Source organism: Cytobacillus sp. IB215665, assembly GCF_033963835.1.
Lineage (GTDB): Bacteria > Bacillota > Bacilli > Bacillales > SM2101 > Nanhaiella.
The window spans coordinates 100,467-121,566 of the sequence record NZ_JAXBME010000003.1; the positions used below are offsets into that span (position 1 = coordinate 100,467).

The 21,100-nt window shown below is 36.4% G+C and carries 20 protein-coding genes; 2 read left to right on the forward strand and 18 right to left on the reverse strand.

The window, feature by feature from the left end; translation table 11 throughout:
- Positions 1 to 443: 443 nt before the first annotated feature.
- From SLH52_RS04755 to SLH52_RS04805, 11 genes are all read right to left on the reverse strand, one after another.
- Entirely contained in the window at positions 444 to 1,415 is a 972-nt protein-coding gene (locus SLH52_RS04755) for a nitronate monooxygenase (protein WP_320208146.1), read from the reverse strand.
- Positions 1,416 to 1,447: 32 nt separating this feature from the next.
- A complete protein-coding gene (locus tag SLH52_RS04760; RefSeq protein WP_320208147.1) occupies positions 1,448 to 2,227 on the reverse strand; it encodes an enoyl-CoA hydratase/isomerase family protein in 780 nt (259 codons plus the stop codon).
- Positions 2,228 to 2,279: 52 nt separating this feature from the next.
- On the reverse strand, positions 2,280 to 3,797 hold the full coding sequence (menE, locus tag SLH52_RS04765) for an o-succinylbenzoate--CoA ligase (RefSeq protein ID WP_320208148.1): 1,518 nt from the start codon (positions 3,795 to 3,797) through the stop codon (positions 2,280 to 2,282).
- Positions 3,798 to 3,880: 83 nt separating this feature from the next.
- Positions 3,881 to 5,428, reverse strand: coding sequence for an AMP-binding protein (locus tag SLH52_RS04770; protein WP_320208149.1), 1,548 nt, complete (start codon positions 5,426 to 5,428; stop codon positions 3,881 to 3,883).
- A gap of 235 nt (positions 5,429 to 5,663) precedes the next feature.
- Entirely contained in the window at positions 5,664 to 6,815 is a 1,152-nt protein-coding gene (locus SLH52_RS04775) for an acyl-CoA dehydrogenase family protein (RefSeq protein WP_320208150.1), read from the reverse strand.
- A 232-nt stretch (positions 6,816 to 7,047) separates the two neighbouring features.
- Positions 7,048 to 8,253: an acyl-CoA dehydrogenase family protein gene (locus SLH52_RS04780; RefSeq protein WP_320208151.1), complete on the reverse strand. Its 1,206-nt coding sequence runs from the start codon at positions 8,251 to 8,253 to the stop codon at positions 7,048 to 7,050.
- Between the two features lie 17 nt (positions 8,254 to 8,270).
- Positions 8,271 to 8,597, reverse strand: coding sequence for a hypothetical protein (locus tag SLH52_RS04785; RefSeq protein ID WP_320208152.1), 327 nt, complete (start codon positions 8,595 to 8,597; stop codon positions 8,271 to 8,273).
- 3 nt (positions 8,598 to 8,600) lie between these two features.
- Positions 8,601 to 9,965, reverse strand: a complete 1,365-nt coding sequence (locus tag SLH52_RS04790; RefSeq protein ID WP_320208153.1) for an acyclic terpene utilization AtuA family protein — start codon at positions 9,963 to 9,965, stop codon at positions 8,601 to 8,603.
- A 13-nt stretch (positions 9,966 to 9,978) separates the two neighbouring features.
- The gene (locus tag SLH52_RS04795) at positions 9,979 to 10,191 is read right to left on the reverse strand and encodes an acetyl-CoA carboxylase biotin carboxyl carrier protein subunit (protein ID WP_320208154.1); all 213 of its coding nucleotides are present in this window, start codon (positions 10,189 to 10,191) and stop codon (positions 9,979 to 9,981) included.
- A gap of 3 nt (positions 10,192 to 10,194) precedes the next feature.
- A complete protein-coding gene (locus SLH52_RS04800) occupies positions 10,195 to 10,980 on the reverse strand; it encodes an enoyl-CoA hydratase/isomerase family protein (protein WP_320208155.1) in 786 nt (261 codons plus the stop codon).
- Positions 10,981 to 10,995: 15 nt separating this feature from the next.
- The gene (locus SLH52_RS04805; protein ID WP_320208156.1) at positions 10,996 to 12,525 is read right to left on the reverse strand and encodes an acyl-CoA carboxylase subunit beta; all 1,530 of its coding nucleotides are present in this window, start codon (positions 12,523 to 12,525) and stop codon (positions 10,996 to 10,998) included.
- Positions 12,526 to 12,818: 293 nt separating this feature from the next.
- On the opposite strand from SLH52_RS04805, the gene SLH52_RS04810 reads away from it, so the two are divergent.
- On the forward strand, positions 12,819 to 14,564 hold the full coding sequence (locus SLH52_RS04810; RefSeq protein ID WP_320208157.1) for a sigma 54-interacting transcriptional regulator: 1,746 nt from the start codon (positions 12,819 to 12,821) through the stop codon (positions 14,562 to 14,564).
- Positions 14,565 to 14,790: 226 nt separating this feature from the next.
- Here SLH52_RS04810 and moaD read toward each other — a convergent pair whose 3' ends face one another.
- The 7 genes from moaD to SLH52_RS04845 all read right to left on the reverse strand — a co-directional run bounded on the left by moaD (position 14,791) and on the right by SLH52_RS04845 (position 19,991).
- Complete coding sequence (gene moaD, locus SLH52_RS04815) at positions 14,791 to 15,024, reverse strand: molybdopterin converting factor subunit 1 (protein ID WP_320208158.1); 234 nt, start codon at positions 15,022 to 15,024, stop codon at positions 14,791 to 14,793.
- Positions 15,017 to 15,490 carry a molybdenum cofactor biosynthesis protein MoaE gene (locus SLH52_RS04820; protein ID WP_320208159.1) on the reverse strand — a complete coding sequence of 158 codons (474 nt, stop codon included), beginning with the start codon at positions 15,488 to 15,490 and terminating at the stop codon, positions 15,017 to 15,019. The genes moaD and SLH52_RS04820 overlap by 8 nt, the downstream gene beginning before the upstream one ends.
- Positions 15,480 to 16,013, reverse strand: a complete 534-nt coding sequence (mobB, locus tag SLH52_RS04825; protein WP_320208160.1) for a molybdopterin-guanine dinucleotide biosynthesis protein B — start codon at positions 16,011 to 16,013, stop codon at positions 15,480 to 15,482. The genes SLH52_RS04820 and mobB overlap by 11 nt, the downstream gene beginning before the upstream one ends.
- Positions 16,001 to 17,266: a gephyrin-like molybdotransferase Glp gene (gene glp / locus SLH52_RS04830; RefSeq protein ID WP_320208161.1), complete on the reverse strand. Its 1,266-nt coding sequence runs from the start codon at positions 17,264 to 17,266 to the stop codon at positions 16,001 to 16,003. Before glp ends, mobB begins: the two co-directional genes overlap by 13 nt.
- A gap of 262 nt (positions 17,267 to 17,528) precedes the next feature.
- The gene (locus SLH52_RS04835) at positions 17,529 to 17,717 is read right to left on the reverse strand and encodes a FeoB-associated Cys-rich membrane protein (RefSeq protein ID WP_320208162.1); all 189 of its coding nucleotides are present in this window, start codon (positions 17,715 to 17,717) and stop codon (positions 17,529 to 17,531) included.
- Positions 17,718 to 17,761: 44 nt separating this feature from the next.
- Positions 17,762 to 19,774: a ferrous iron transport protein B gene (gene feoB / locus SLH52_RS04840; protein WP_320208410.1), complete on the reverse strand. Its 2,013-nt coding sequence runs from the start codon at positions 19,772 to 19,774 to the stop codon at positions 17,762 to 17,764.
- A complete protein-coding gene (locus tag SLH52_RS04845; protein ID WP_320208163.1) occupies positions 19,734 to 19,991 on the reverse strand; it encodes a FeoA family protein in 258 nt (85 codons plus the stop codon). The genes feoB and SLH52_RS04845 overlap by 41 nt, the downstream gene beginning before the upstream one ends.
- Positions 19,992 to 20,316: 325 nt before the next feature.
- Here SLH52_RS04845 and ric point away from each other — a divergent pair, with 325 nt between their 5' ends.
- Positions 20,317 to 21,015 carry an iron-sulfur cluster repair di-iron protein gene (ric, locus tag SLH52_RS04850; protein ID WP_320208164.1) on the forward strand — a complete coding sequence of 233 codons (699 nt, stop codon included), beginning with the start codon at positions 20,317 to 20,319 and terminating at the stop codon, positions 21,013 to 21,015.
- Positions 21,016 to 21,100: the final 85 nt, after the last annotated feature.

Consider the following 21,100-nt stretch of genomic DNA (forward strand, 5'->3'; position numbering starts at 1 on the left):
TATAGCCTTTCATGACTTTTTAGGAACAATTAAGAGAGAAACTATTATGAAATGTGTCTATTTAGTCCATTTTTAGTTACTATAACAAACTGTTCAAAAAACCCCTTGAAAAATAACTGTAGAAACTAACTTATACACGATGTTCAAAACTCTTGTTTACTTATCGTTACATGAGCTGTATTAATAATCACCTGAATATTTACGTTCCTGGTAATAATGATATTTCTCATGGTAGTAGACTCACGCTAATTCGCCGAGTTATGCGGTTTTGCTTTTCTGAATACGCACTATAAGGCTAGAAGCTTAAGACTTCTAGCCTAAAATGTCCTAGAATAGACTACTTAGTTAAAATTAATTACAACACGTCAAGCGAACTGGTTCTTTTTTAAAAAAACCTCGTCAACTTATTTATCTTACGATTTTATATTACTTTGCATCTTTCTTTAAACATACGATTTAGTCAGACTATCTTTAGCTAAATGATATTCATTTTGCATTTCCTCAATAATTTCGGCAACTGTTTGAGCTTTACTTATCTGACCAACGCCTTGTCCTGCAGAAAATATATCCTTCCATGCTTTCGCATTTGTTTGGTTCATAAATGAAAAGTCAACAGTTTGTTTCTTTTCAAGTACATTTATATCAATACCAGCATTTAGAATACTTTCCTTTAGGTAATTGGCGTATACGCCACTAATAGCATCAGTATAAATAAGATCATCTACAGAAGCATTTATTAACATATCTCTATAATCTCTACTTGCAAAGCTCTCTTTTGCACTAATAAACCTCGTTCCGATGTAAGCCATGTCCATACCTAAAGCTTCAACTGCAAGAATATCACGTCCCGTCGTGATGCAACCTGCCAAGACTGTAATACCATCCCAAAATTTTCTTACTTCTCCTGCAAAAGCAAAGCTATTAATTGTTCCAGCATGCCCTCCTGCACCTGAACATACTAGAATTAAACCGTCAACTCCCGTTTTTGCAGCTTTGCGAGCATGAGGAATGTTACTTACATCAGCAAAGACAAGACCGCCGTAATGATGAACAATTTCAACAACAGCTGACGGATTTCCAAGTGATGTAATAACGATTGGGGGCTGATATTTAGTTATTAACCGTAAGTCTTCCTCATATCGTGGATTTGTTTGATGAACGATAAAATTGACAGCCCATGGTGCAACTTTCAGTTGAGGGTCTTCTTTTTTTGCAATAGCTAGCTCTGATGAAATTTCAGCCATCCAATCTTCTAATATATCTACTGTTCTAGCATTCAATGTTGGAAATGAACCTATGACACCTAACTTACAACTTTCAATAACTAACTTTGGACTTGATATGAGAAACATTGGTGCTGAAATGACTGGTAAAGTTAAATTAGTAGTCATATGTTTAGGCAATTTTTCGTTCATTATCTTCTCCCCCTTTTTAATTCATATGCAAATTATCTACCTGAAAATTGTGGTTGTCTTTTCTCAAAAAATGATGTTACTCCTTCCCTATGATCTTTCGTTGTAAAGGCAATACCTTGCGCCATAGCTTCTTCAGCTAAAATTTGATCGAAGCTTGATTCAAAGCTATGGTTTAAAATCGACTTAGCTAATGCAATTGCATTTGGAGCACCTTCTGTAATAGTTTTCGCAAATTCAACTGATCGTTCCATTAAATGTTCAGCGGATACTAATTCAAGCACAATACCATATTCAAACGCTTCTTTTGCAGTAATTTTTCGTCCTGAATACATAAGCTCCTTTGCCCTTTGTAACCCTACAGTGCGTGGTAAAAGATACATTCCTCCCATATCAGGAACTAGACCAATTTTTGCAAAGATCTGAGAAAATATAGCTTTCTCTGAAGCTAAAACAAAATCACAACAAAGAGCTAAGTTAAACCCTCCTCCAACTGCTAATCCATTGACAGCAGCAATAACTGGCTTTTCTAAAGCATTAATTCTTTTAAGTAAATCATGTCCCTCTATCAAATATTTACGACCGTTCACTGCATTCAAATCTGGAAAATCAGTTACATTCCCACCTGAACTAAATGCACGACCAGTACCTGTCAAAATGATGCTTTGCACATGCTCATCCTTCTCCGCTTTTCGAATAGCTTCTTCAAGTTCCTCAATTAAATCAAAAGACAGTGCATTTAGCTTATCAGGATTATTCAACGTAATTACAGCTGTACGATCTAGCAATTCGTATAATACTAAATTATTCATCATTCTAGTTTCCTCCTTTTGTTTCTTTTATAAGACCAAGACAGTTCAAGTACTATCACAACATGCTTCTTAGTTGAGTTTTTAACACTTTGCCAGTTGCATTTCGAGGTAGATTAGAAAGTAATTCTATATGTTTAGGAATCTTATAATTTGCGAGCTTTCCATTACAAAATTTTGTGAAGTGCTCGAGCGTCAAATTTTTGTCGGAATCATGTAGAACAATATATGCCCTAGGGACCTCACCCCATGTCTCATCTACTGCCCCAACTACGGCAACTTCTTTAATATCAGGATGCTTATATAAAACTTGTTCCACTTCTGCAGGATAAATATTTTCTCCGCCACTTATAATCATATCTTTCTTTCTATCTACAATATAAATAAACCCCTCATCATCCATTCTGGCTAAATCCCCTGTATAGAACCAACTATCTTTAATAGCCTTCTTCGTTTCAAGTGGTTTATTCCAATATCCTGCAAACACATTAGGTCCCTTGACTAATAATTCACCAACTTCCCCATGTTCTACACTGCTTCCTAGGTCATTAACAATTTTCACTTCAGTGTGTATAGGGTTCTTACCAACTGAGCCCATCTTTCGATAAGCATTTTTAGCATCTAGTAAGCTTACAAATGGAGCTGTTTCAGTTAATCCAAAACCTTCATATAACGGTACTTGTTTTTGCTGAAAAAATTCAATCACTGTGAGAGGACATGGTGCGCCACCAGAAATGCAAAATCGAAAAGATGATAAATCATAGTCATTAATGAGGTTAGAATGTAAGAGAGCCATCCACATTGCAGGAACAAGAAAGAGACTAGTTACTTTATAAGTTTGTATCGCATGTAGTACCTTATCTGGTTGAAAATGGTCTTGAAGAACGACAGTCCCTCCTTTATATAGTACAGGGGTCGTGAGAATATTCATCCCACCAATATGGAATAAAGGTGCCACAGTTAAAGTAATGTCATCTTCTTTGAAAGCTAAAAATTGAATCGCATTAATTGCATTCCATTGTGTATTCCCGTGAGTTAACATTGCTCCTTTTGGTTTCCCAGTCGTACCAGACGTATACATCATCATATGAACATCATTTTCACTCAGTTCAAATTCTGGCTCGTTCCCCAATGACTGATCTATTAAATTTTCGTAAGATAAATCCACTAAATCTGGAGAGTGACCGACATGGATGAAATAATTTAATTCTTTTATTCTTTCACGCAATGCATTCACTGCTTGAGTCATTCTTTCATCATAGATTAAATGACCTGTTCCAGAGTCGCGAACAATATATTCAATTTCATCAATGCTAAGACGAAAATTTATCGGTACAAAAATAGCGCCAATTTTAGCACAAGCAAACATCGTTTCCATACATTCATTTGAGTTAAAAAGGAGAGCATTAACTCTATCTCCAAATCGAACTCCTAGCTTAAGTAAACTATTAGCCAGTTTATTAACCCTAATATTTAATTCCTTATACGTGATTGTTTTATCTTTGTATATGAGAGCAGCTTGTTCAGGCCTCTGTTCACTATGATATGTTAGCCATACTCCTATTCCTTTGTTCATTGTGTTAACCCACCTTTCACTAATTTACTTGTTACTTAGTCTTGTTTCGAAAAAATGTTTTTCTCAGAGCGAATAGTTTTTTATTAAGACTTAGCGTGAGCATAGTGTTCTTGATATTGTTTCCGAATATGATGTTTCTGTATTTTTCCGGTGGATGTCATAGGTAATTCACTTACGATAACGACATCCTTAGGAACCTGGAATCCTCCTAAATGTTGCTTGCAATATGCAATAATTTCTTCAGGTGTTAAATCCATTTCCTCCTTTGGAATTACAAACGCAGTCACTGCCTCACTCCAGTGCTCGTGTGGCAACCCTACAACTACTACATTTTGAACTTTAGCGTGATTAATAATTGTTTGTTCTACCTTTATAGATGCCACATTTTCTCCACCGGTTTTAATCATGTCTTTTTTTCGATCTACAAAAACCATTTGTCCATCATCATCCCAATAACCTAAGTCCCCTGTATGATGCCAATCAAACATACGCGTTTGCTCGGTAGCTTGATTATTATTTAAATATCCATTCATGACATTCGGACCACGGTGGACGATTTCACCGACTTGATTTTTACTGAGGATGTTACCTTCACCATCCATAATCACTGTATCGTTAATTAAACTACTTGTACCCCAATAAGATCCGAATCGTCGTAACTGTTCTTCTGGTTTAAAAAACATCGTACCTGGATACATCTCTGTTTGCCCAGTACCTAATAAAAAATTTGCATTCAATTCGGTTATGCCTTTTTCTAAAGTAAACTTATCCATAGGAGCCATCCCATACATACACGTTTCGAGAGATGTAAAATCATAGTGTTCTCTCTTTGGATGATGAATAATGGCTCGATACATAATAGGTAAGGCAAACATAACCGTAACCTTTTGCTCTTGGACCGTTTCCATAAAAGCTTCTGGTTCAAAAGTTTTATATATGATATTCTTTGCCCCTATATTTATAAACGATGTAAGAAATGCATGTTGCGCACAATGAAACATCGGTAACATAATTGTTACAACATCCTCTTGCTTCAATTTGTTTTCAATAATATTTGCTAAGCTTGATATATAGACACTTGTATGACTTATCATGACACCTTTCGGGTTACCTGTCGTTCCACTCGTAAACATAATTTGAGCTACATCACGATCATGAATATCAACTACCGGTTCCTCTATAGATTCATTATTGAAAGCAGCAAGAAATGCTAATTCTTCTTCTGAGGAGATATTAAAATATAATAAACGTTTTTCCTTTAAGTTCTCATAATCTTGCGTTAACAACGGTGCATCTCCAAGTATAATCGATGCCTTCACCTCATCGAGAATATATAGCTTTTCTTGAATTGATATATGCGGGTTAATTGGTACCCATGTTAATCCTGCTTTTGCTATACCAAAAATGGCGATTACATGTTCGTAGGAATTGCCAGCAATGGTAGCTACACAATCACCTTTGTTAAATTTATTACTTAACAAATAGTTAGCAAATTGATTAACCGCATTGTCTAGTTGTTTATATGTTAACTTAACGTCACCATCAACAAGAGCTATTTTTTCAGGCACTCTGTTAGCAGTTCTTCTTAACATATCCCCAATGGCAATTCTGTTGATCTCGTTAATCATCATATGAACACCTCTTTTTTGATATTTAAGCCTTACTTATCCTTGACCAGCTGGCTATTATTGAACAGACACTTACATTTAAGATAAAGTATTGAAGCGCTTTCATTAAAGGAGAGCGAATGTAATCCCGTTGACCAAAAAGATGAAACCAATTCAGCACAACAGTTGTTATATTTGATGTGAAATTTTAACATCTCAATAGAGTAAAAATCTACTAACCCTTTCATTTCTTAAATTACTAATCTACTATTCGAAGCTGCTTTGATAGAATTTCATTCATTATTTGTGTCGTACCACCTCCAATCGATTGGACTCTAGCATCTCGCCAATAACGTTGTACATCATACTCCATCATGTACCCTGCCCCACCAAAGATTTGCAAAGCTTCATCACAGACCCTATTTACCATCTCTCCTGCATAAACTTTTGCAAATGTCGCTTCAGTCGTTATGTCTTTACCTTCATTGAATAAATATAACGCCCGATAAGTCATATGTTTTGCTTTTTCAATGTCTACAGCCATATCAACCATTTTGTGTTGAATTACTTGAAATGCTGAAATTGGTTGATTAAATTGTATTCTTTCTGAGCTATATTTCATGCTTGCCTCCAGTGCCATTTCCGCATGAGCTACACATGCTAACGATAAGATAATTCTTTCCCATTGAAAATTTTTCATAATATAATAAAAGCCATCGTTCTCGTTTCCAATTAGATTTTCTTCAGGTATTGCTACGTTTTCAAAGAATAACTCCCCAGTATCAGAGCTTCGCCAACCTAGTTTTTGCAAAGGCTTTCCGACTTCGAAGCCATCCCATCCTGTTTCAACGATAAACAAGCTAATATTTTTATGAAGTGGTTCATTTCTCGTTTTGGCAGCAACTACGACGTAATCGGCATTTATACCATTCGTAATGAATGTTTTTGACCCATTTAACTCATAATAACCATCTTTTTTTGTAGCAGTCGTACGCAGAGAGGAGACATCACTTCCAGCGTTTGGCTCAGTTATCCCAAGAGCTCCCACCATATCCCCTGCAATCGTAGGTTGAACATATTTTGTCTTTTGATAATCGTTACCAAAATTTAAGATAGGTGTCATGGCAATTCCAATAGAACCTCCAATCGCAGCACCTACACCACCCGAACCACATTTTGTTAACTCCTCAAGAAAAACGGCTTCAGTAATATAATCTAAACCTAACCCTCCATACTTCTTTGGCACTTTTATACCTAAATAACTTAGGTCTCCGATTCGCTTAAAAAGGCTTCGTGGGATTCCACCTTCCTTTTCCCAATCATTAACATAAGGCTTAACTTCTTTTTCAACAAACTTTCGAACAGTTCGACGAAATAATTCGTGTTCTTCAGTGAAGATCCAGTGAGTCATGAAAAATTCACCTCCATAAAATTGAATTTCACAAAATAGCACACATCTCACCAACACATGCACTGTAGTCATTTCTTTTCGCTTCGGATGAAGGACTTAAGTTAAATTTATCTAGACAAGTAAGCTAAAGACCTAACAATAGTTGAAGCAGATAGAGAGGTTCGGTTTAGCTAAACAGTCAGAAAAGCCCCGGCTTGTTTCATAATTTCTTACGATACAGAAAAACTCTCTCTTATAGCTCCATTTGCTTTGCGATAATTTCTTTCATCACCTCATCTGTTCCTCCTCCAATACGATACACTCTAGAATCACGCCAAATTCTTTGAATTTCATTTTCTAGCATATATCCGCTTCCTCCGAAAATTTGCAATGCTCGATCTGCTACCCAATGGCACATTTTTGCTGATGTTAACTTTGCCATGGATATTTCTTTACTAGGTACTTCACCATTTGAAAATCTGTACGCAGTAGCATAGGTTAATTCTCTACAAAGCTCTATTTCAGTTTTCATTTCTACTAACAAATGTGAAATAACTTGATTGTTGTTAATAGTTTGATTGAATTGCTTTCTCGTTTTGGCATATTCAAGAGCTAAATTATACGCATGATCAGCCATACCTATTGCCCCAGCAGCAGCTATTAATCGCTCTCCTTGTAGTTCCCACATAATTTGTGCAAAACCTCGCCCTTCTTGCCCTAACAAGTTTTCATGTGGTACTCGTACATCCTCAAATACAAATTCAGCAGTATCAGATGAGCGCATGCCAACCTTGTCTAGCTTTCTACTGACAGTACAGCCAGGACGATTTGTTTCAACTAAAAACAGACTAATACCTTTATACCCTGGACTATCAGAAGTTCGTGTAACGAGTGTAATAAAATCAGCACTCGGACCATTTGTAATAAATGTTTTTGCTCCATTAATAACCCATTCGTTCCCATCTCTTTTAGCTCTCGTTTCAATGGAAGCTACATCAGATCCGTGATTTGGTTCTGTAATCCCAATTGAAGCTATTTTTTCACCCCGTAATGCTGGCTTCAAATACTTTTGTTGTTGTTCCTCTGTACCAAATTCTAATATTGGTGGCGTTGCCATATCAGTTTGAACAGCAACAGCCATTGGGAAACCACCAGCACCACATTTCGCAAGTTCTTCAGCTAACACAATACTAGAGAAATAGTCCCACCCTTGACCTCCCACTTCTTCAGGGTAACGAAGTCCTAAAAATCCGAGCTCACCCATTCTTGCCATCATTTTTCTAGGAAAGCCGCCAGCTTCTTCCCACTCATCTACGTAAGGAATTACTTCCTTTTGAACGAATTTTTTTATCGCCTTTCTTAACTGTTCATGTTCATCTGAAAAATACGGTTCATACTTAATCGTTACCACTCCTTTCTTAATGAAAGATGTAAACGTTAGTTTTTGGGGTGCTGCCACTCATATTCGTCGATACTTTATAAATTTTGAGATATATCAATTTCTATCCGTAGTAAATTAGAACCAAAGCATTTTCCGAGGTTATCTAATCGTAATGAGTTTGATCCGCCCCCATCTAAAGCATTAGTACATACAAAGTTAAGTGAGTGTATATTTGGTAGTTCATATCTTGTTACATTTCCATGTATTATTCCTTCAAAATGCTGCTTCACCTTTGAACTCGTTACTTGATCAACGAGTATGCCATACCATTGTTCCTCTTTAGCAATAAGTCCTATATTTACGGTATTGCCTTTATCACCTGAACGAGCTTGAGCTATATCTGCAAGCAGTATCTTCGACATCCTTTACACCTCCTGAACCGTAACAGAAATCTTAGCCTCTACAAGATGTCGAGGTATAAGTGTTGCCCACATACCAAACAGCTTTCTAGGTGGGATGTTACCTATATACGCCCCCATACTCGGTGGGCCATTTAAAGCAAGTGGCGGAAATAGTCTTGAAAAAGAAATGGCGTCTCTTTTAGATTTTGTACGTAAGGCCATCCTAAGAAAAATCTCATTGGAATCGGTACTCACATCCGTTGCCAAAGGACCGTGTAATGCGTTGTAACCGATGAAATCCGTTTTGATCTCATCAAATTGAAGTTTGCTCTTCTCAGCTTGAAGTCGAATAATTTCATCTGCTTTTTTCGCTTTTTCCAGTGCATTAGGCCAAGCAAAGCCAGTTATTACTTGCCCCATATAGCCATTGTCAAATCCCATAACGACTTTTAATTCGGCTGGTTTAACTTTACCTTTCACACCTGTGACTAAAACCTCATTTTCAGCAACTTGTTCAAGCTTCACATTCAATAAATCAACAACAACATCAGGGGTAATATAAGCTGATGGATCATGAATTTCATACAGCATTTGTTCTTTCAAAGTATTTGGTGTAATAAGACCGCCGCGCTCCTTTACCTTACTGACGATAAACTCTCCATTTTCTTGACATTCAGCAATTGGATAACCTATTTCGTCCATTTGAGCAACTTCATGCCATTCACCGCTATAATTCCCCCCAGTTGATTGCGCAGAACACTCTAGTAAATGGCCCATAAATACACCACTTGCAAGCTTATCCCACTCCTCATCTCCCCAATTATATTCATAGATTAAAGGTGCTAAAAACTGCGCGGTATCTGTTGTCCGTCCAGTGATTACAATATCTGCTCCCTCTTTCAATGCTTCTACGATGGGCTGTGCGCCGAGATAAGCATTTGCAAACAATACTCTGTCTTTTACTGTACGAAAGGACTCATTTGTCTCAAAATGATCAAGTGAAACCCCTTGTTCTATCAAATCCTCTAAATCGTCATAAATATGATCTCCAGTTACGACAGCTACCTTTATGTTTTCAAATCCATTTTGCCTTGCAATTTGAATGACTTCTTGTTGAGCTCTTAGAGGATTCAAACCTCCCGCGTTTGTAAGAATCTTCATTCCTTGTTCCTTCACATACGGTAACAGCGCTTTCATTGATATAGTTATATCCCTTGCATATCCTAGATGAGGATCTTTTTGTTGGTCCTTTAATAATATTGCCATCGTTAATTCTGCTAGGCAGTCAAAGCATAAATAATCGACATTACCGTGTTTTGCTGTTGCAATTGCTGGTTCAATTGTATCCCCATAAAAGCCTTGAGCAGCGCCTATTCGAACTGACTTCACATAACCACCTCCCCTAGTCTTTCATTTCTATAACAATATCACTTTCTTGCACAAAATCTGTTTCACTAGCTATTACTTTTTTTATTGTCCCTTCAGCAGTTGCTTCGATTGGAATTTCCATCTTCATAGATTCCATTATGATAAGAACATCACCAATTTGGACATGATCGCCATCCTCCACTAAAACCTTCCAAACATTCCCACTTATAGGAGCTTCATAATTCACTGTTTATACCCCTTTCCAATCGGGCACTCGTTTCTCTAAAAATGCTGAAGCACCCTCTTTTAGGTCCTCGCTTTTAAAAGATACAAGCCTTAAGTTTGATAAATAATCAAATGATTTCATAAAATCCATCTGTTCAGTCGTAAAATATGAATCTAGTGCTAGCTTTACAGCAAGTGGACTATGAGAAGCTATTATTTTTGCAGTATTCCAGACTTCTTCACCTAATCTCTCTGGTTCCACAACTTGATGAACTAAATTATATTTACATGCGTCTTCAGCTGTTAACACTTCTGCCTTAAGCATCATTTCCATTACTTTACGGTTTCCTACTGCTCTTCTTACCCACGGTAAAATAACAAATGGAACAATACCTAGCTTCAGCTCTGTTAAGCCTAATTTTGCACTAGTGGATGCAATAGCTACATGGCACATTGCAACTAGACCTGTTCCACCACCAAGTGCCGCACCGTTTACTGCAGCAATCATCGGTGTTTGTACTGTTGCTCCTAGTTTAAATAACTCTGTACTACTTTTACCTTCAAAATATAATGTAGGAACATCCTTTTCAGAAGTCCGCTTAAACTCATTCAAATTTCCACCTGCTGAGAAGGATTTTCCACGCCCTGTTAAAATCATGGCATGAACTTGTTCATCTAAGTCAGCTAGCTTTATCGCTTGAATAAGTTCTGTAACTAACTTCTCCGTTAATGGATTTCTCACTTCAGGAAGATTAAGAGTAATCGTTGCGATATGCTCTTTCACTTCGTATAAAATGGTTTGGAATTCCACTATTACACCTCTTTTCTATACTGGATGAATCGCGTTTCTCTTTTCGGTCACATGTACTTTTTTCGTTTTATATAATGCAAACCTACGTATAACTGCCGATCTTAACTCTTCAAAGCCGATTAAGTCATCTATAATTAACTCTGAAGCTAGCTTATGGATATTAATATTCTCTGCATATTCCTCTCGCTTAGCTTGAACAAAAGCCTGGCGTTCTTCTTCAGGAAGCTCGAGTATTTTATTAAAATAAACTGCATTTACAGCTGCCTGCGGTCCCATTACAGCTATTGATCCACTCGGCAGCGCTAACACTGCATCTGTGCCAAACGCTGGCCCAGCCATCGCATATAATCCTGCACCGTAACACTTTCTTACAACGACACAAATTTTTGAAACTGTTGCCTCTGATAGTGCAGAAATCATTTTTGCACCATGCCTAATGATCCCGCTTCTTTCGACTTTTGATCCAATCATATAGCCTGGAACATCTGATAAAAACAACAGAGGGATACTGTAGGCATTACAAATCTTAATAAAGCGCGCTGCTTTGTCTGGCGAATCTACAAATAAGGTGCCCCCCTTTACCTTTGGTTGGTTTGCAACTACCCCCGTTACTTTTCCGCCAATCCTACAAAAGCCAGTTATGAGCTCTGGTGCAAATAACTTTTTATATTCAAACCAGCTATCTTCATCTATTACTTGATTAATTAGTTCATACATATCGAAAGGGACGTTTTCATTTTGAGGAATAATTTGTTCTATTTTTCTTCCTTTTACTGGTTCTTTACTTACACCCTCCTCCGGCGATTCTTGCCAATTTTGCGGCATAAATGTTAAGTAATGCTTACATGTTTCGATCGCTTCATCTTCAGTTTGGACGAGCACATCACCTAGTCCACTTACTGAGCAATGCATTTTTGCTCCACCCATTTCATCCATCGTCGTTTTCTCACCGATCGCCATTTCAACCATTCTAGGAGACCCCAAATACGCTGAAGCATTTTGATCAACCATAATAACCAAATCAGAAAACGCAGGTACGTAGGCAGCACCAGCTGGTGACGGTCCAAATAAAATACATATTTGCGGTACAGATCCAGACATTTGGATTTGGTTATAAAAAACCTTCCCACCTTGTCTTTTCCCAGGAAAAACGTCCAATTGCTCAGTTATTCTAGCTCCTGCAGAATCAATAAGGTATAACATTGGCACTTGTAGTTCCATCGCTTTTTCTTGAATTCGTATATTCTTCTCGACTGATTTTGGTCCCCATGACCCTGCTTTTACTGTTGAATCGGCTGCCAAAAAACATACCGTTCTCCCGTTAATCTCACCGATACCAGTGATACAAGCGTCAGCAGGTAATTCAGGTTCCTCCGCATTGGCAAATAAACCGTCCTCAACGATTGACCCCTCGTCAAATAACTTCGATAACCTACTTCGAACGAACATCTTGCCTTTACTTGCGTTATACTGATGGTATTTTTCTTTCCCACCTTTTAAAATTCTTTCTTTTTCTCTTAAATATAGCTCATAATCTTCTCTCATTAATTAACCTCCTTATAAGCAAGAAAAATTAGTAGATGAATATAAAAGATATCCTACAAATAGCTTTATGCAAATGTTGTGCCAAATAGGTAACTCAGAGTTTTTGACCCATAAATGTGATGTAATTGGCTCATACGAAAGAATTTAAACACAATTTTTCCTAATAAAAAATACGATTATATATTGCTGTTAGCATGGCAACATGACTACATATGTCCGTAGAATCATACGACTGTACGGAAATCGGACGAATGTATTGAATTTTTAGATTTTTTTTAATACAATTACAACAAATGGAAAAGGGGGTTTTCCTAATAGAAATCCGTCAAATCACTTCGTATCAATTTATCCAAATTGAACCTACGAGCTCCGTTCGAGATGTTCTTCAAGCATTTTTACATTTTCGTCAAGATATCGCTTGTGTATTAAGTAATAAAAAATTCGTAGGAATTGTCACCAAATACTCTCTCTATCGCTGTTTGCTCAACTCAGGAGAATTAGCAAAAGAAATCACTCCATACATAAAAAAAAACGTAATAACACTTAATGAAAATGATAATGTATATTATGCAAAAGACTTGCTAGTGCAAGAAAATGTTGGTCATGCTATCGTTCTTAACGATCAACAAAGAGTAGTAGGCGTACTAACAAAGTCTGAACTCATTCGAGGGCTAATTTCAGAAAGTCAAAGCTTAACAGATCGTCTAAATTTATTAATAAATAACCTAGAAGAGTCGGTTATTTCTGTTAACTTACACCTCACAATTACATCTGTTAACACACCTGCAACTAGTATCCTTAACTACGATAAAACTCAACTTATCAATCATTCAATAGAAGAGATCTCTCCAACAGTTACCCATTATTTAAAGTCTGCAATTAAATCAAAGATCACGATAAAGCATAAGCAACTATTAATTGGTACAACATCAGTGATTGCTTCATTTATACCTTTAGTACAATGGGAAACAATTACTGGGGGCATGGTGGTTTTGAAGGATATTACAGATTATGAACAAGTCGCTAAAAATCTAGTATCTACAAAACAAAGCACAAATTATTTTCATCACATCATTTCTAGAAGTGAGAAAATGGAAGATTTAACACAACAAGCACTAATAGCCGCACAATCATTTTCTACCATTTTAATTACTGGAAAGAGTGGCACTGGTAAAGAATTATTAGCAGATGGTATCCATTTGTCATCAGGTAGAAAAGGGAATTTCATCAAAATTAACTGTGCAGCTATTCCTGAAGAGCTGTTAGAAGCAGAGATTTTCGGCTATACTTCTGGTGCCTTTACTGGTGCAAAAAGAGGAGGGAAACCTGGTAAATTTGAATTAGCCCATGAAGGTACCCTTTTTTTAGATGAAATTGGTGATATGCCGTTATCTCTCCAAGCAAAGCTATTACGTGTTTTACAAGAAAGAGAGTTTGAAAGAGTTGGTGGCACAAAAACGATCAAGGTTGACGTGAGAATTATAGCAGCTACAAATAAGAATTTAATTGAGTTAATTGCTAAAGGAAATTTTAGAGAAGATTTATACTATCGAATCAATGTCATACAACTCCAAATCCCTCCTTTAAAAGAACGTATGGAGGATATCCCATTACTATGTAATCACTTCATTGAAAAGTTTAATGGCAAAACAAAGCGAGCTATCCTTGGTATTTCAAACGGTGGCATTGAAAAGCTTCAACAATACGATTGGCCTGGAAATGTACGGCAACTTGAGAACATTATTGAACGTGCTTATCACTTTACTAATACAAAATGGATCGAGCCACTACATATTCAATTTGAAGAGCTTTCACATGAACCTCAACAAACACAACCTACTTTTCATAGCTTTAACAATGGATATTTTACTAATCAAAAAAATCTTCTGAAAGAGTCTGAAAAATCATTGATCATTCAAGCGCTTATCCAAACAAACGGCAATCGAACTAAAGCAGCCCATTTGTTAGGCATTAGTCGCTCAACGCTTTACGAAAAAATAAAAAACTACGCTATAAAAGAGCAAACCCATTACATGTAAGATATATCTGCGATCTCAACCCATAAAAAAGATAACTCTACACTAGGTGGAGTTATCTTTTTAACATATATTGTTTTCACTCATTGATCGTTGTTTTTCCTACTAATAGCTCGACTTTGTGAAAAATTACCATATTAACAAAAAGTCTTTTTTATGATCATGATTTTTATTATAGGAGAAAAGGTGCCCTGATTCTATACGAGTTTTGAAATATATGACTTTATTTTCACCCTCCGCTTACAGGTGGAATAAGTGCAACAATATCTCCTGTTTGGACGACATCATTCTCTTGTGCATATTCTTCATTTATTGCAAACATTAATTGTTCTACATTTTGTAGTTCAAATTGGTCTGATAGCAATACTTTTAATTCAGCTATTGTTAGAGGTGCCTTATCTATCGTTATCGTTTCTTTACCTACCTCATCCTGCAAATGTGCAAAAAGTAAAACTTTAATCATTGATATGCTCCTCCTCAGGTTGTCCTGTTGGGTATTCATTTTGTTCCAGTTGATCACCAATCCATTTTTCACCATTTTCCCAATGCTCTTTTTTCCAAATCGGAACAATTTGCTTTATACGTTCAATCGCATACTCATTCGCCTCATAAGCATCTTTTCTATGAGGTGTTGATACAGCAATGACCACTGCAATATCTGATATTTCTAACCTACCAATTCGATGAGTGATCGCTACTGTAGCATCAGGCCATTTCTCTGTTATTTCTTCACCTATTTGTGCTAGTTTTTTTTCAGCCATCGTAACATATGATTCATATTGTAAAAATAAAGTTCGCTTTCCCTTTGTAAACTCTCTCACTGTACCGATGAAAGTAGTTACCGCTCCTGCTTCACGCCTAACTACTTTATCTATTAATTCTTGAACTCGAATTGGATCTTCAGTCACTAAAAAATTTTTATTGTCCATGTCGTCTCCTCACATTTTGTAAAATCGTCGGAATATATTTTTCTTGCTCACCAATATTGAACACCTTATATTGAACCTCATCAAATTGATGATGATCGAACCATTTTATCATAGCTAACACGTTCGTTAATTCGTTACATAAATGGATATCTTCTATCGATCGTAATAAAACGATTTTCGGAAATTGTGCTTGTTTATATCCCTCTACAAAAATGATGTCTAGGCCAAATGGATTATACATTTGTAGTAATTGCTTCAAGGAAGTTTCGTCATTTTCAATATGAATGTGAACAGTCCCTTCCCCCTCAACCCCAGTTATGACTGCACCAGCTTGCCGGTGACGATATGTGTCTTTCCCTACATCATTTTCCTTTGGTTTGCCACCGTGACCATGATGTTTAATTGTGCCAACCTTTAAACCTTGTTTGACTGATTCATGCACAAAGCGTTCAACTAAAGTGGTTTTCCCACTATTTTGATACCCTACTATTTGTAAAATTACTGGTGTTTTCACCACGGCCATTGACAACCTTCTTGATCTTCAAGTAACAACACGTCTACCAGCATTCCTTTTTGAAATCCTCTAGTGCCACCTGGTAACATCATTAACGCATTCGTAGAAGCTAAAGAAACAACTACATTTGATTTATCTAAACCACTCGGCGCTACAAAAACTTTTCCTTCATGGTATGACAACTTACTCCTTACAAATCTCGTGAAAGGATTAGCTTTAGGGAAGTCTTCATTAAGCGTAGCTTGAATTTTTTGAAGGTGTGGACGTGCTGAAAATAATAGGCTCCTTATGATTGGACGAGCATATAGTTCAAAACCAACATAACAGGCTGATGGATTCCCAGATAAGCCAAATAATAGCTGACCATTTAACTGTGCAACTGAAGTCACACTGCCCGGTCGCATTGAAATTTTGTTGAAAAGGAGTTCAGCTCCTAGCTTGTTATAAATTTCTTGTATGTAATCAAAGTCTCCTACAGAAACACCGCCTGTGGTAATAAGAATATCAACATGTTGAAGTGCATTTTTCATCGCCTCGTAACATGATTGAAAATCATCCATGAGCTTTCCAAGATAAACGGCCTCTCCACCACAACGTTCTATTTGATCGCAAATCATGTAGGAATTACTATTTCGTATTTTTCCTGGCTCTAGAGGCATATCTACATCAAGTAGTTCTGACCCTGTTGCAAACACACCTACTTTTGGTTTTTTTCCTACTTTTACAGTACTATAACCAAATGTAGCTAATAACGCTTTTATACCTGGATTTATAAAATGTCCTTTTTCAACTAATACAGTACCTTTTTTTGTGTCTTCACCTTTAAAAGAAACGTTATCACCTTCTTTAAAAGGTCGCTTAATAGACATATACTTTTTTCCATCACGTTCGTATTGCTTTGTTAATTCGAGCATTACAATCGCGTTTGCAGTCGAAGGCATTCGCGCTCCTGTCATAATTCGTATCGCTTGACCTTCTGTTAATGTCTCTGATGCTACCTGCCCAGCACCTATTTCTTCAACCACTTCAAATTCAATAAGATTATGTTGATTCGCATGTATGGAATCTACTGCACGTATCGCAAAGCCGTCAAAAGCAGAGCGATCAAAGTGTGGTACATCGTGATCTGCAACAATCGTTTCTGCAAGAAAACGACCATAGCAATCATCTATTGATACTTTTTCTATTTCACCATGCTTAGCATGTGCCATAACCTTGCTAACAGCTTCTGATACTGGTGTTAATTGTCTTTTTTCCACCATGTGCCTACTCCTTTATAGTTATTTCTAACAGACTTATTTACATTCTAATTATTTACGGGTATACAACAAAAGTTTCCAATATCTTTTCTTCTCTTTAACGATAGCTTAAAGTTTATCTAGCTGAGCTAATTTCATAAAATGATGCATTAAGTTGATAAAACTTTTTTAATAGCAAAGTCCTTGACCACGACTGCCAAATTACTAAATTGGTTTATTTTCTCATCCTTGTTAAATCTCCTCTAAAAGAAACCATGCTCCTCCATTATTTAACTGTATGCTCTTCTGGAGCTTGTGAAACTTCATCATGTACTGTTGAAGTATGAGCACATGGAAGCTGGCAAGAACTTGAACAATTTGCACATTTTCCTTTTGAGCTACGTTTTAATGATTTTAAGAGCATGAATGCCGCATAACCGATAATCAATGTTCCAAGGACAATATTTACTACCATTTTATCACTTCCTTTAATATTTAGTCAGTGATCTATACTTACTACTATAAAAACATTTTTCCGACTTGATAAATAAGTAAAGAAATTACATAAGCAATTACTAGGGCATATCCAACTGAAAAAAGTGTCCATTTCGTCGAATTCGATTCTTTTTTTATCGTAGCTACTGTTGCAAGACAAGGTACGTATAAAAGGACAAATGACATAAAGCTAATAGCGGAGATTGGTGTATAATATTGTGATAACATTCCTTGTAAAGATTCTGTGTTAGGCGCATAGTAAATAATATTCATCGTCGATACGACAACTTCTTTTGCAAAAAAACCTGTCATCAACGAAGCGGCAGCTTGCCATGTGCCAAATCCTAAAGGGGCAAATAAAGGAGCTATATAACCACCTATTAAAGCTAAAAAGCTATTATCCATTTGTTCAGCGACACCACTTGGTCCAAAGTATGTTAACAACCAAATAAAAACAGAACCTGCAAAAATGATTGTTCCTGCTTTTTTCAAAAATCCCTTTCCCTTCTCCCACGTACTACGTGACAATGTTAACAATTGAGGGATGCGATAAGGAGGTAGTTCCATGACGAACAGTGATTTTTCTCCTTTGAAAAATATACTAGAGAACAATTTTGCTAGCACCATCGCAACAACAATTCCTAATACATACAATAAAAATACGATGACAGCTTGATGTTTAATAAAGAATGCTCCTGCAAACAACGCATATACAGGTAATCTTGCGGAGCAAGACATTAAAGGCGTTAATAATATTGTTAACAAACGCTCTTTCGGTTGCTCAATTGTTCTAGCTGCCATAACACCTGGAACATTACATCCGAAACCTATAATCATAGGAATAAATGCCTTTCCATTTAAGCCAATTGCCTCCATTAATCTATCCATCACGACAGCTACTCTCGCCAAATATCCTGAATCTTCAAGGAATGAGATTAATAGAAACAAGATAAAAATTTGTGGTACAAATACTAATACTCCACCAACCCCTGCCACAATGCCATCAAGTACTAGCGATTGAATAAACTCCGAAGCACCTATAACCTCAAGTCCATTTGCTAACAATGTTGATATTGGTCCTGATATAAAGCCATCCAACAAATCCGCTAAAGGTGAACCGAGCCAATCAAAAGTTACCATAAAAATGATATACATAAATAGTAAAAATAGTGGTAACCCGAAGTATTTATTCGTGACTATATTATCAATTAATTCCGTTGTTGTTCTTTCCTTTGTCTCTGACACTTCCATTACATTTACTATTAAATCACTAATAAACTGATCACGTATATGATAGATATAATGACGTATTGTTCCACCTTCAGCATCTTTTGATATCATCTGTTCCGTTTGGTGCTTTATTTTCTCAAGTATATTTGGTTTTAAAAGTTGGTTAACATATGACTCTACTTGTTTATTCCCTTCCAAATATTGTATAGCTAACCACCGTTTTGATATAGATAATTTGTCTGGTAGTTTATCTTCAATTTGCTGAATAGCTTCTTCTAAAATAACACCATAATTTAATGCAAATACCCTTTCACTAGATTCATTTAGCAACGCAAGATTAGCTGTAAGTTCTCCACAGCCCATTCCAGTTCGAGCAATAATAGGGGCTACTATGACATCAAGCAAGTCAGCTAATTTTTCAGCATTGATCTTCAAGCCTCTTTTTTTTGCAACATCAACCATATTTAAACCGATAATGATAGGTTTCTCGAACTCTAGCAACTGCACTGTTAAGTGTAAATTCCGCTTTAGTTGAGAAGCATCAACAATATTAACAATTTTTTCAAATGATGCTGTAAGCATAAAATTTGTGACAACTTCTTCATCCTTTGAAAGTGGATTTAATGAATACACTCCTGGGAGATCAATGAGCTGGCCTTGATTATCTCTTAAAATACCAATTTTCTTCTCAACGGTCACCCCACTCCAGTTACCAACGTATTCATATGATCCTGTCAAATTATTAAACAGCGATGTTTTTCCTGTATTAGGATTCCCGAATAGTGCAATTTGTGAGGACAATATCATCCACTCCAATCTTCGCTGCCTCATTACGTCTAATGCTTATACATTGTCCGCAGCACTCAATCAATACTGGACCTCCAAATGGCATGACACACCTTAAGCAAATATTTTCACCTTCTACGACGCCCATGTCTAATAACCGTTGCTTCACAAGATCACTTGCTAATGACAAATCAATAATTTTTGCTGTAGAACCTTTTTTCAAGCTAGCCATGTTCATATGATATCCCTCCTGAAATAGCGGAAAAGTTCTTCATAGCTAAAGATACAAATTAACATCTTTTATGATAATGATAATTCTTCTCATTGTAATTTCATCATATAATAGCTTTTTTCATTTTTGTATGACATTTGTCACAATCCTGTTTCGATATTATGAAAGATGTGTGACGCTAATTGTCAATTTACCTAATTGACACCGCATTTCCTGTCCATAAAGTTACGTTCACAATGAAAGACCTGTGATCTCAATCACCACGCTACGCATTTGAATTGGCTATGCTATAACGGAAGTATTCACTTTTAATAATGAGGAGGAAATAGAAATGCCAAATAAATTCGATGAAAACATGATTGTAGGGGAAGTTGTAGCAGAATTTCCTAAAGCTAGTGATATATTTAAATCTTATAGGATTGATTTTTGTTGTAATGGGAATCGACCGATAAAAGAATCAGCTCTTGAAAGAAATGTTTCTACAAAAAAAATAATTGCAGAGCTAAACAAATTGTATGAAGAGAAAGAAAACGATTCAAGTTCTCAACACAACTGGAATTCGGCATCTATTACCGAACTTATCAATCGCATAATAGATAAACATCATCGTTATTTAGAAGAGGAGCTTCCACAATTAAGCCCGTATGTAACTAAGGTGATGAGGGTACATGGACAAACCCATCCAGAACTTATACAAGTTCATAAGCTATTCAACACGTTAAAAGCAGATTTAGAAGAGCACCTTATCAGTGAAGAAACTGAGTTATTTCCATCATTCTTATCGTTCGAGCGCGACCCTTCTAATAGTAATCGAGACAAAATCGTCAATATTCTCGAAGCTACGAAAAATGAACATGATAATGCAGGTGATATCTTAAAAGAACTACGTACCGTAACGAATAATTTCACTCCACCATTAGGTGCATGTAGAACGTATCAATTAGTATTTAATCGATTAGAAGAGCTAGAATCTGATTTATTTGAGCATATCCATCTAGAAAATAATATTTTATTCAATAAGATTTCATAAGTTAAAACCCTCTGACAAATTGTGTCAGAGGGTTTGTTATTGAGTTTGCTGATTTCTATGATATCCTACCTACAGAGCTTATCTG

Coding starts and splice junctions, on each gene's coding strand:
- SLH52_RS04755 (WP_320208146.1), bottom strand. CDS start 1,415: ATGAACGAAAAATTGCCTAAACATATGACTACTAATTTAACTTTACCA.
- SLH52_RS04760 (WP_320208147.1), bottom strand. CDS start 2,227: ATGATGAATAATTTAGTATTATACGAATTGCTAGATCGTACAGCTGTA.
- menE (WP_320208148.1), bottom strand. CDS start 3,797: ATGAACAAAGGAATAGGAGTATGGCTAACATATCATAGTGAACAGAGG.
- SLH52_RS04770 (WP_320208149.1), bottom strand. CDS start 5,428: ATGATGATTAACGAGATCAACAGAATTGCCATTGGGGATATGTTAAGA.
- SLH52_RS04775 (WP_320208150.1), bottom strand. CDS start 6,815: ATGACTCACTGGATCTTCACTGAAGAACACGAATTATTTCGTCGAACT.
- SLH52_RS04785 (WP_320208152.1), bottom strand. CDS start 8,597: ATGTCGAAGATACTGCTTGCAGATATAGCTCAAGCTCGTTCAGGTGAT.
- SLH52_RS04805 (WP_320208156.1), bottom strand. CDS start 12,525: ATGAGAGAAGATTATGAGCTATATTTAAGAGAAAAAGAAAGAATTTTA.
- SLH52_RS04810 (WP_320208157.1), top strand. CDS start 12,819: ATGGAAAAGGGGGTTTTCCTAATAGAAATCCGTCAAATCACTTCGTAT.
- moaD (WP_320208158.1), bottom strand. CDS start 15,024: ATGATTAAAGTTTTACTTTTTGCACATTTGCAGGATGAGGTAGGTAAA.
- SLH52_RS04820 (WP_320208159.1), bottom strand. CDS start 15,490: ATGGACAATAAAAATTTTTTAGTGACTGAAGATCCAATTCGAGTTCAA.
- mobB (WP_320208160.1), bottom strand. CDS start 16,013: ATGGCCGTGGTGAAAACACCAGTAATTTTACAAATAGTAGGGTATCAA.
- glp (WP_320208161.1), bottom strand. CDS start 17,266: ATGGTGGAAAAAAGACAATTAACACCAGTATCAGAAGCTGTTAGCAAG.
- SLH52_RS04835 (WP_320208162.1), bottom strand. CDS start 17,717: ATGGTAGTAAATATTGTCCTTGGAACATTGATTATCGGTTATGCGGCA.
- feoB (WP_320208410.1), bottom strand. CDS start 19,774: ATGATATTGTCCTCACAAATTGCACTATTCGGGAATCCTAATACAGGA.
- SLH52_RS04845 (WP_320208163.1), bottom strand. CDS start 19,991: ATGAACATGGCTAGCTTGAAAAAAGGTTCTACAGCAAAAATTATTGAT.
- ric (WP_320208164.1), top strand. CDS start 20,317: ATGCCAAATAAATTCGATGAAAACATGATTGTAGGGGAAGTTGTAGCA.